This is a genomic window from Brevibacterium sp. LS14 (assembly GCF_012027885.1).
In the GTDB taxonomy this organism is placed as follows: Bacteria; Actinomycetota; Actinomycetes; order Actinomycetales; family Brevibacteriaceae; genus Brevibacterium; species Brevibacterium casei.
Genome location: NZ_SJXG01000058.1, coordinates 150,124 through 157,865, shown reverse-complemented (window position 1 = coordinate 157,865; position 7,742 = coordinate 150,124). Strand labels below are relative to the sequence as shown.

7 protein-coding genes are annotated in these 7,742 nt (G+C 68.3%); 2 read left to right on the top strand and 5 right to left on the bottom strand.

Annotated features, from left to right (window positions below):
* Together EZE58_RS14440 and EZE58_RS14435 are read right to left on the bottom strand one after the other, a co-directional pair.
* Window positions 1-1,091 (bottom strand): IS630 family transposase (locus tag EZE58_RS14440; protein WP_009376884.1); only part of this gene is annotated, 1,091 nt, incomplete at its 3' end.
* A gap of 29 nt (window positions 1,092-1,120) precedes the next feature.
* Window positions 1,121-2,128, bottom strand: a complete 1,008-nt coding sequence (locus EZE58_RS14435; RefSeq protein WP_167560786.1) for an ATP-binding protein — start codon at window positions 2,126-2,128, stop codon at window positions 1,121-1,123.
* Window positions 2,129-2,275: 147 nt separating this feature from the next.
* Here EZE58_RS14435 and EZE58_RS14430 point away from each other — a divergent pair, with 147 nt between their 5' ends.
* Together EZE58_RS14430 and EZE58_RS14425 are read left to right on the top strand one after the other, a co-directional pair.
* Window positions 2,276-3,358: a winged helix DNA-binding domain-containing protein gene (locus EZE58_RS14430; RefSeq protein WP_009375127.1), complete on the top strand. Its 1,083-nt coding sequence runs from the start codon at window positions 2,276-2,278 to the stop codon at window positions 3,356-3,358.
* A 50-nt stretch (window positions 3,359-3,408) separates the two neighbouring features.
* A complete protein-coding gene (locus EZE58_RS14425) occupies window positions 3,409-4,332 on the top strand; it encodes a diacylglycerol kinase family protein (protein WP_009375129.1) in 924 nt (307 codons plus the stop codon).
* A 171-nt stretch (window positions 4,333-4,503) separates the two neighbouring features.
* On the opposite strand, the gene EZE58_RS14420 is transcribed toward EZE58_RS14425, so the two are convergent.
* The 3 genes from EZE58_RS14420 to pdxS are packed head-to-tail and all read right to left on the bottom strand — an operon-like array spanning window position 4,504 to window position 7,578.
* On the bottom strand, window positions 4,504-6,132 hold the full coding sequence (locus EZE58_RS14420; protein ID WP_009375131.1) for a helicase HerA-like domain-containing protein: 1,629 nt from the start codon (window positions 6,130-6,132) through the stop codon (window positions 4,504-4,506).
* Window positions 6,122-6,703 carry a pyridoxal 5'-phosphate synthase glutaminase subunit PdxT gene (gene pdxT / locus EZE58_RS14415; RefSeq protein ID WP_009375133.1) on the bottom strand — a complete coding sequence of 194 codons (582 nt, stop codon included), beginning with the start codon at window positions 6,701-6,703 and terminating at the stop codon, window positions 6,122-6,124. The genes EZE58_RS14420 and pdxT overlap by 11 nt, the downstream gene beginning before the upstream one ends.
* On the bottom strand, window positions 6,697-7,578 hold the full coding sequence (gene pdxS / locus EZE58_RS14410; protein WP_009375135.1) for a pyridoxal 5'-phosphate synthase lyase subunit PdxS: 882 nt from the start codon (window positions 7,576-7,578) through the stop codon (window positions 6,697-6,699). The genes pdxT and pdxS overlap by 7 nt, the downstream gene beginning before the upstream one ends.
* Between the last annotated feature and the right edge of the window lie 164 nt (window positions 7,579-7,742).

The window sequence follows — 7,742 nt, the reverse complement described above, 5'->3', positions numbered from 1 at the left end:
TAGTGTCCCGCGCCGTTGATTCGTTGTAGAAGTCGTCCGATGGAGGTGAGAATCTCGTCGGCGGTCTTGGTCCAGATGAAGGGTTTCGGGTTCTCGTTCCATGCTTTGATCCAGCCGCGGAGGTCTTTCTCCAGTGCTTGCACGCTGCGGTGATCTGAGCGTTGGAGGAGTTCGCGGGTGACTTCGGCGAAGAGCCGCTCGACTTGATTGATCCACGATGAGTACGTCGGCGTGAAGTGCATGTGGAACCGGGGGTGCTTTTCGACCCACGCTGTCACGGCCGGGTGCTTGTGTGTGCCGTAGTTGTCGCAGACAACATGCACATCCAGATGCTCGGGCACGTTCTGATCGATTTTCTGCAGAAACTTCTTGAACTCCACCGCACGGTGTCGGCGATGGGTGGACGCGATCACCGTGCCGTCAGCGACATTCATCGCCGCGAACAGGCTCGTCGTGCCGTGTCGGAAGTAGTCGTGCGTGCGCTTTTCGGGCATGCCCGGCATCATCGGGAACGCGGGCTGTGACCGCGACAGCGCCTGCACTTGAGATTTTTCATCCACCGAAAGAACGACGGCGGATTCGGGCGGGTCGAGGTAGAGGCCGACGATGTCGTAGACCTTCTCCACGAACAGCGGGTCGTTAGAGAGCTTGAATCCGTCCGCCTGGTGAGGTCTCAAACCGAACGCCTTCCATACCCGTCCGATCGTGGACTTCGACAGTCCGGTGCGCTCGGCCATCTTCGCCCGCGACCAATGCGTCGCGTTCGCGGGCGTCGACTCCAGCGTCGCGACCACGACATCCTCGACCTGCTCCGCAGTGATCGTCGCCGGGCGCCCCGGGCGAGGATCATCAACGAGACCGTCCAGACGGGCCTCCACGAACCGAGAGCGCCACTTCGTCACCGTGGGATCCGAGCAACCCACCAACGCGGCCACGTCCTTGTTCGACATGCCATCCCCACACGCCAACACGATCCGCGAGCGCAACGCGAGCGCCTGAGACGACTTACGACGCCGAGTCCAGCGCTCAAGCTGCTCCCGCTCCTCATCCGTCAGGATCAGTTCGGCCTTGGGTCGTCCAGTTCGCGCCATACTCCAATCCTACAACTTACAGACCGAATTTAAGGCGCAGGACAGTAGATCGCCTGGGCCCGAGCGCGCGGGAGCATCTGCCGCACCGCGTGGGCGATGAGCGAATGCCGTGGGGACACCGTCGAACCGAACCCGGACTCCGTGAGCACGGAGGCGGCGACAGCGGGACCGATCTCGACGTCCTCGCCGAGGCGGTCGGCCACCTCGGCGACGGTCGTCGGTCTGGTCTCCGGACCCGCACAGCAGACGATCTCCACGGCCGCCTTCGCGGCGGGCGGCAGCATGTGGAACGGTCCGAGAAGGGGGTTGCGCGCCGGTTCGACGCCGCGGATGGGGATGTCCCAGAGGAGGTGGAGCTTGTTGCGCTCCTGCGGGGTGATGCGGCGGAAGATGCTGTCGATGCCGAGGAACGACCCGCCCGTCGAATTGCGCAGCGTCTCGGCGGTGAACGGGGAGATCGACGCCCCGAGCACGTCGACGGCCAGGGCCCGGATCTCCTCGACGCTGAGCGGCTCGAGGACCTTCGTGATCCCTCCAGGGGTCGATTCGGCGAGATCGGCGAAGAACGTCATCGCGGTCGAATCCATGTCGGGCAGTCGTCCGGCGACGACGATGAAGAGTCCCTGTCGCATCACGCGCGGCACGATGTAGCGGAGCACCAGCCGGGATTCGATGTCGATCCACTGGGCGTCGTCGACGATGATCGTCCGCAGTCGGCCGTCGCCCTTGTCCATGAGCCCGAGCAGGATCTCCCGGGCGATCTCCATCGGCGGACGAGTCGGATCGATGATCGGAAAGGGAGCGGCGCAGGTGCTCAGGAGCCGTTCGATGAAGCTGTACGGGATCTCCTTCTCGAACTCGTCGGCGGTGGCGAAGCAGACCGTCGACGCTGTGATCATCCGCTCGCCGATCGCGCGCAGCAGCCAGGTCTTGCCGGTCCCCGCGTAGCCGGAGACCATGAAGAGCAGGCCGTGCTCGGTCACGGCCCGTGTGCAGGTGTCGTCGACCAGGCGGTCGCGTGCTCTGATGGGGCTCAAAGTCACTTCGGGATTCCTTTGTGGGTGGGGAGTGCTGCCCCTCCATGATCGGACATCGTTCACAACAGATGCTGTCAGTCATGTTGTGAGGCGCAACTCGTTATTCGACCGTAATAGATGGTGAGGTCCGCGCGTTACGCTGAGTCCATGGACTCAGCCCAGATCTCGGCGGCTCGCATGATCTCCTCAGGTCTCGTCGGGTCCGATGCCCCCACCCCCGCCGAGGCGGTCCGTCGGCTCGCGTGCGTGCAGGCCCAGGCGCTCGGCGGGGCGCTCGTCTCCGTGGCGCTGCGCACGCAGACCCGGGACCTCGCCGAGGTTCGCGCGGAGATCGAGTCCGGATCGATCGTGCGCACGTGGACCCAGCGCGGCACGGTCCACCTCACGACTGCCGAGGACGTCGGGTGGATCCTCCGCCTCACCGCGCCGCGGCGGTGGAAGGCCGAAGCCACCCGTCGGGCCCACTTCGGCGTCGACGAACCGCTGCTCGAGACCGCCGCCGCCCTCGTCGAAGCGGCCATCGCCGACCGCGGCCCGCTCAGCCGGGAGGACCTCGTCGCCAGCCTCTCCCCGCTGATGACAGGAATCTCCAAGGACGAGGAGTACGGACGACAGCGGCACCTCATCACCAACCTCTCGATGCAGGGTCTGCTCATCCAGTCCGGGTTCGTGCCCGGGCGCGACGAACTCGCCTTCGCCCTGCGCGATCCCTCCGCCGACGCCGGAATCGACACCGAAGCCGCCCTGCGCGAATGGATGCGCCGCTACGTTCTCGGCCACGGACCGGTCACCGTCGACGACGCAACCCGGTGGACGGGTCTGCCGAAGACCCCGATCCGCGCCGCCCTGGCCTCACTCGTCGACTCGGGCGACATCGCGGCCGTGACGATCGACGACGTCGAGCACGTCCAGGCCCCCGACCTCGAGGACCGCCTGTCCGTCTGGGAGGATGCCGCCCACGCGCTCACCCTGCTGCCGGGCTTCGACGAGCTCATCCTCGGCTACAAGGACCGCAGCTGCACCCTCGATCCCGGCCACGAGCGCGCCGTCGTCCCCGGCGGCAACGGGATGTTCAAGAACACCGTCGTCGAGGGCACGCGCGTGCGCGGCACGTGGAAGCGCTCACCGAAGCAGAGCGGCCCGCGCGTCCTCGTCGATCCCTTCCCGGGGGAGACGATCGACGCGGAGCGGGTCGACGCCGTCGCGAGCACCCATCCGGCGTTCGTCTGAGAGTTCGTCCAAGAGTTCGTCCGAGAGTTCGTTCAAGGAGGAGCAGGCACATGCGCATCGGGATCATCGTCAACCCGGTCCACGCCCGGACGCACCGCGCCTACCATCGCCTCGTCGGTCTGCTCACCGCACTCGACATCCGATACCGCACCACCTCGACGACCCCGGAGGCCCCCGGGTCACGGCAGGCGCAGGACCTCGTCGACTGGGGCGCCGAGGCGGTCGTCCTCCTCGGCGGGGACGGCACCCTCCGATCCGCCGCCCCTATCCTCGCGACCGCAGGGGTCCCCGTCCTCGTCGTCCCCACGGGCACAGCCAATGTCTTCTCCCGCGGGTTCGGCCTCCACACGGCACGGTCAGGTCTGGCGCTGTGCGAGGACTTCCTCCACGGAGCCGCCGCCCGGGCCGGCGTCCCCGTCTCGGTCGCCGAGTTCCTCGACGCCTCTGGTGCGGTCCGTCACGAGCACTTCCTCTCGCTGGCGGGCATCGGCGGCGATGCCCGCGCCGTCGCCGCCCACGACCGCGCGTGGGGGCTGCTCGGCTATGCGAGAGGCGCGCTGCTCGCGCTCTTCGCCCCGCAGCTGCCAGCGCGCATCGACGGCGAGGAACTCGAGGTCTGGTCGGTCATGGCCGCGAAGACGCGGCGTCCCGCAGGTCCCGTTCCGGTCTTCCCCGGCGCCGAGGCGGTGAGCGAAGACCTCGAATTCCTCGCCGTCGTCCTCGGGCCCGGTGCGGCGGCCCGTCGCCTCGGCGAGTGGGTCGGCATCGGTGCCGCCTGCCTGCGCGGGCACCCCGAACGGGACCCGGCGATGCGCTACTGGACGGCACGGCGGTCGACGATCACCGTCTCCGAGCCTGCGCCGATCCAGCTCGACGGCGACCACCTCGGCGAGGCGGTCGCCGTCGAGATCGACACCGGGGAGCTCATCCTCGACGTCATCGTCCCCGCCGAATCGAGGTCGCGCCGACGCTAACCGGTCTCCCGGGCGCCGCGACGGCTCAGCGGCGCCGGCGCGATAGACCGGCGGCGGGTTCAGCGGCGACGGCTCAGCGGCGTTGGCGACGCCGGCCCAGCGGAGGCCCAGCGTCGGCCCGGCGACAACTCAGCCGCGCCGCCTCAGCGGCGACAGCTCAGCCGCGATTGTTCAGCGGCGGCGGCGCGAGGTGCCGAAGATGCCGCGGGCGATCTCCCTGGCCGCAGTCCGGGTGAACTGCTTGAACGCGGAGGAGTTGACGACCTGCGAGAAGAGGTTCTCCTCCTCCTTCTTCTCGGGAGCCTTCGACTGCGACCGCGGTGCCGGATCCTCGGGGAACGGGACCTTGTCTGCCGAGCCTGCGGCCCCCGACTCGGCGCCTGCTGACCCCGACTCGGCGCCTGCTGTGCCCTGCCCGGCGGCCTTGTCCTCGGCCTCCTTCGCTGCGGCTCCGCCTTCGAGACGGGCGGTGAGGATCTCACGGGCGGACTCGTTGTCGATCGCAGTGCCGTACTTCTTCTGCTGCGGGGAGGCGGCCACGGCGGCACGGACCTCGTCCTCGCTCATCGGGCCGATCTTCGACTCCGGGGCGCGCATCCGGGTCGGGGCAACGGGAGTCGGGGCGCCGTCGGGATCCATGACGGTGACGACGGCCTCGCCGATGCCGAGCGAGGTGAGCAGCTCCTCGAGGTCGTAGCCGGACTTCGGGAAGGTCTGCACCGTGGCCTTGAGCGCCTTCTGGTCATTGGGTGTGTGCGCTCGCAGCTGGTGCTGGATGCGCGAGCCGAGCTGGGCGAGCACGTCCTCGGGGACGTCCTTCGGTGTCTGCGTGACGAAGAAGACGCCGACGCCCTTCGAGCGGATGAGCCGCACGGTCTGGGTCACCGACTCGAGGAACGCCTTCGACGCGTCGGCGAAGAGGAGGTGGGCCTCGTCGAAGAAGAAGACGAGGGAGGGCTTGTCCGCATCGCCGACCTCGGGCAGATCCTGGAAGAGGTCCGCGAGCAGCCACATGAGGAACGTCGAGAAGAGCGCGGGGGACTGGCTGAGCTTCTGCAGCTCGAGCACGGAGACGATGCCCGCGCCGTTCTCGTCGACGCGGAGCAGGTCGGCGGTGTCGAACTCGGGTTCGCCGAAGAAGACGTCGCCGCCCTGCGCGGAGAGTTCGGCGATCTTGCGGAGGATGACGCCGACGGTCGCCTTCGATGCCCCGCCGATGCCCTCGAGCTCCGCCTTGCCCTCGTCCGAGGTGAGGTAGGTGAGCACCGCCCGGAGGTCGGAGAGGTCGAGGAGCGCGAGACCGGCCTTGTCCGCGTAGTGGAAGACGAGGGAGAGGACCGATTCCTGGGTGTCGTTGAGTTCGAGGACCTTCGAGAGCAGGATGGGCCCGAACGAGGTCACGGTCGCCCGGATCGGAGTCCCGAGTCCGGAGTCGCCGAGGGTGTAGAACTCCGTCGGGTTCGCCTTCGGGTCCCACTCCTGACCGGCGGCCTCGAGGCGCTTGGTGAGCTTGTCCGAGGGCACCCCGGGCGCCCCGATGCCCGAGAGGTCGCCCTTGATGTCGGAGGCGAAGACGGGAACGCCCGCGCGGGAGAGCTGCTCGGCGAGGACCTGGAGGGTGACGGTCTTGCCGGTGCCGGTGGCCCCGGCGACGAGTCCGTGTCGGTTGAGCATCGAGAGTGGAATCGAGATGGGTACGTCCGGTGCCGGGGTCTCCCCGTCGAGCGCCACCCCCAGGTCGAGGGTGGCGCCGTCGAAGGTGTATCCGGTCTTGAGCGTGTCGATCGCCTCAGTCGTCATGGCCCAATCTTCGCACGAACTCCGCGTGGAGTCTCGTGTCCGGACCCAACTCCGGATGGAAGCTCGCACCCCAGACATCTCCCTGCCTAACGAGGACCGCGGTCCCGTCGTGACGGGCGAGCACCTCGGCGCTTCCGGTGTCGACGATCTGCGGGGCACGGATGAACGTGCCGTCGAAATCCGGGGTCATCCCGGTGATTGTCAGGGGAGCGACGAACGACTCCCGCTGGCGACCGTAGGCGTTGCGGGCGACCGTGATGTCGAGCCCGCCGAGGCGGTCGAAGCCTGCCAGCGAATCATCGGTGAGGCGGTCGGCGAGGAGGATGAGTCCGGCACAGGTGCCGAAGACCGGCAGGCCGTCCCGGATCCTCTCGCCGAGGCGGCCGAAGAGTCCCGTGGGAGCGGCGAGCCTGACCATGGCGCTCGACTCCCCGCCGGGCAGGACGATCCCGTCGAGCCCGTCGAGGTGCTCGGGGCGGGTGACCTTGCGGGTCCCGACCCCCAGGGCGCCGAGCACGCTCAGGTGCTCGCGGAACGCTCCCTGGAGGGCGAGGACGCCGACCGTCACCATCCGCGCTCGGCGAGGCGGTGCGGGGCGGGGACGTCGGCGACGTTGATGCCGACCATGGCGTCGCCGAGACCGCGGGAGGCGGCGGCGACGGCGGCGGGATCGTCAAAGTGGGTCGTCGCCTCGACGATGGCCTTGGCGCGGGCCTCGGGGTTGCCGGACTTGAAGATGCCGGAGCCGACGAAGACGCCGTCGGCGCCGAGCTGCATCATCATCGCGGCATCGGCCGGGGTGGCGATGCCGCCGGCGACGAAGGTGACGACGGGGAGGCGGCCGAGGCTGGCGACCTGCTTGACGAGCTGGTACGGGGCGGCGATCTCCTTCGCTGCGACGTAGAGCTCGTCCTCGCTCTTGGCGCCGAGTGCCCGGATCTCGGAGTTGATCGTGCGCAGGTGGCGCATCGCCTCGGAGACGTCGCCGGTGCCGGCCTCACCCTTCGAGCGGATCATCGATGCGCCCTCCTGGATGCGGCGCAGCGCCTCGCCGAGGTTGGTCGCCCCGCAGACGAAGGGGACGGTGAAGACGGACTTGTCGATGTGGTTGACGTAGTCGGCGGGGGAGAGGACCTCGGACTCGTCGATGTAGTCGACCCCGAGGCTCTCGAGGATCTGCGCCTCGACGAAGTGGCCGATGCGGGCCTTGGCCATGACGGGGATGGAGACGGCGTTGACGATCGAGTCGATGAGGTCGGGGTCGGACATCCGAGCGACACCGCCCTGGGCGCGGATGTCGGCGGGGACCCGCTCGAGGGCCATGACGGCGGAGGCACCGGCGGCCTCGGCGATGCGGGCCTGCTCCTCGTTGACGACGTCCATGATGACGCCGCCCTTGAGCATCTGGGCGAGTCCGGTGTTGAGCAGGGTCTGTGTCTCGGTCATTGCTGTGCCTTCGCTTCACTTCTGTCACCCGGATGCCCAGGGGGACGGGCACCCGTGGATGGGTGGGACAAGGGTTTGTCTGCACGTCGGTCGCCGACGTGTCCCCTCCAGGCTAGAGCTCAATGTGGCCCATCGAGAGAGCCAGAATCCATTGAGAACTTTGG